The organism is Arthrobacter sp. 3Tela_A, from assembly GCF_049311025.1.
Classification (GTDB): domain Bacteria; phylum Actinomycetota; class Actinomycetes; order Actinomycetales; family Micrococcaceae; genus Arthrobacter_B.
On sequence record NZ_JAXIOM010000111.1, the window covers coordinates 1 to 1,996 of the forward strand.

2 protein-coding genes are annotated in these 1,996 nt (G+C 65.9%); both read right to left on the reverse strand.

Annotation, left to right across the window (positions count from 1 at the left end):
* Window positions 1-852 (reverse strand): alpha/beta fold hydrolase (locus TVC13_RS17960; protein ID WP_422402489.1); only part of this gene is annotated, 852 nt, incomplete at its 3' end.
* A 90-nt stretch (window positions 853-942) separates the two neighbouring features.
* Window positions 943-1,815 (reverse strand): SDR family oxidoreductase, encoded by an 873-nt coding sequence (locus TVC13_RS17965; RefSeq protein ID WP_422402490.1) that lies wholly within the window; start codon window positions 1,813-1,815, stop codon window positions 943-945.
* Window positions 1,816-1,996 lie beyond the last annotated feature (181 nt).

Consider the following 1,996-nt stretch of genomic DNA (forward strand, 5'->3'; position numbering starts at 1 on the left):
GGGGGGGGGGCGGCGGCGGCCCCGGGGGCCCCCCCCCGCCACGGCGGTGAACCGTACCTGAGGCGCGAACTCCTCCACACCCTGGTTTAGCGCCGGGGAAAGGAACGGATCGTGCAGCGGCACAATCACGTCCACGGGTATCTGGACGGTGCCCAGCACCGAGGGCTCCCCCGGGGAAGCGAGGTTGGCCCGGTACAGGGCCAGACCGCGCTGCGGGTTGCGTCCGGCAGGCCGCCCCTGGGTTCGCTGATAGAGGCGAGATCCGATGACGGAAAAGAAGAGTTCGGGAAGCACCGGGATCTGGAACGCCCCCACGTAGGAACTGCGCAGGCATTGCTGGACCACGTCGGGCCAGCGGTGCGGCGTCCGCAGCCGCTGCGCGAACCAGCTGCGGAAATGCTGCAGGTCGGGCCCCGAGATGCTGAGGTACCGGGAGAGCCGGGACGGCGCCCGCGGATCCCGCGCAGCCGCCCAGCCCTGGATAGAACCCCAGTCGTGGCCAACCAGCTGTACGGGTCCGGCCGACGTCGCCTCCAGGACCGTATACAGGTCATCGACCAGGAGCGGCAGCCGAAAGTTCGACAACGCGGTTTCCTGGACCGTGGAGAGTCCTGCGTCGCGGGTGTCGTAGGCGATGACGTGGTGGTCTTCGGCCAGCAGCGCGATAACTCCGGCGAAGACCCTATGGTCGTCGGGATAGCCGTGCACCAGCAGCACCTCGGGCACCCCCGGTCCCGGCTCTGGGCCGTATTCGTAGACCGCAAGCTGGGCACCGTGGCCTCTCACCCAGCTTCGCCGTTCGGTGGGATGCAGGGGAGCGGGGGCAGTTGGGCGGGTTCCTAGGAGGCTCACTGTCATGTTCCTTCCATCCGGACGCTTTCCTCCGCGCTGCAGCCAGCGGCGCGTGGCCGCTAGCCTACCTTCCAACGTGCGGCCCCGGTCCTACCGGTTGTCCGACAGTCTGGTGAGGGCTGCACTGATCGCCCACAGGTGTGCGGCGGCCCTCTGGTCGTAGCTGCGTCTGGATGACCTGCGCACTTTGCCCCTGCTGAAGTACGTCCCGCTCACCGCTTCGAGTTCGGAAGCGGAAGCCAGCCGGACCGAAGTGGCAGCCCCCGCCTCCGCACGCTGCATAAGGGGCCTCAGCAGCGGCACGAACACGCGCTGGGCCGCTCCGGGGTCCTCCGTCCCGAAGGACGTGCTTACTATTCCGGGATGGAGAACATTGGCAGTTACCCTGCTGCCCTCCAGTTTCCGTGCCAGCTCGTAGGTGAAAAGCACATTGGCGAGCTTTGACTGGCTGTAGGCCCGTGCTCCCGAGTAGGAGTTTGCCCCCTGGAGATCATCGAAATCGATCCGCCCCGAGGCATGTGCGTTGGAGGAGACCGTCACCACCCGGGCAGATGAACTCTCCCGCAGCCGCGCCAGCAGCAGATTGGTCAGCAGGAACGGGGCCAGATGGTTCAAGGCAAATGTTTGCTCGAGACCGTCAGCGGTGACGTGCCGGGTGTTCCAATACCCGCCGACGTTGTTGACAAGTACATCAATGCGGGGAAGCACTGCCAGGATTTCTCCCGCCAACCGCCGAAGGTCGGCCTGGGAAGAGAGGTCACAGGTAAAGACGTCTACCCTCCCGCCGCTTTCCTTCCTGATCTCTTCCGCAGCCGCCTCCGCGCGGTCCGGTCTGCGACCGGTGACGGCGAGGCGCGCACCCATTGCTGCCAGTTTCTGCGCGGTAGCCAGGCCGATCCCGCCGGTGGCGCCGGTGACCAGCACAGTTCTTCCCTGCATTTGGCGGCCTTGGCTCTGTTCCATGGCTTGGATCCTCGAGAATGAACTTCGTCCGAACCACTCCCGCCCAGAAGTAGTCCGGCACCTTGTCCCTTCACGCTACGTCCGAAATCCCGCGTAATCGACAGGTTCAGCATTCGAACTCCTGCCGGCTGGATTCGTCCGCTGTAAAAGAGCGGCGCCGCCCGGACCCGAAGGTCCGGAC

What these genes read in the sequence shown, in the direction of transcription:
- TVC13_RS17965 (WP_422402490.1), bottom strand. Translation starts at nt 1,815, where the DNA reads ATGGAACAGAGCCAAGGCCGCCAAATGCAGGGAAGAACTGTGCTGGTC.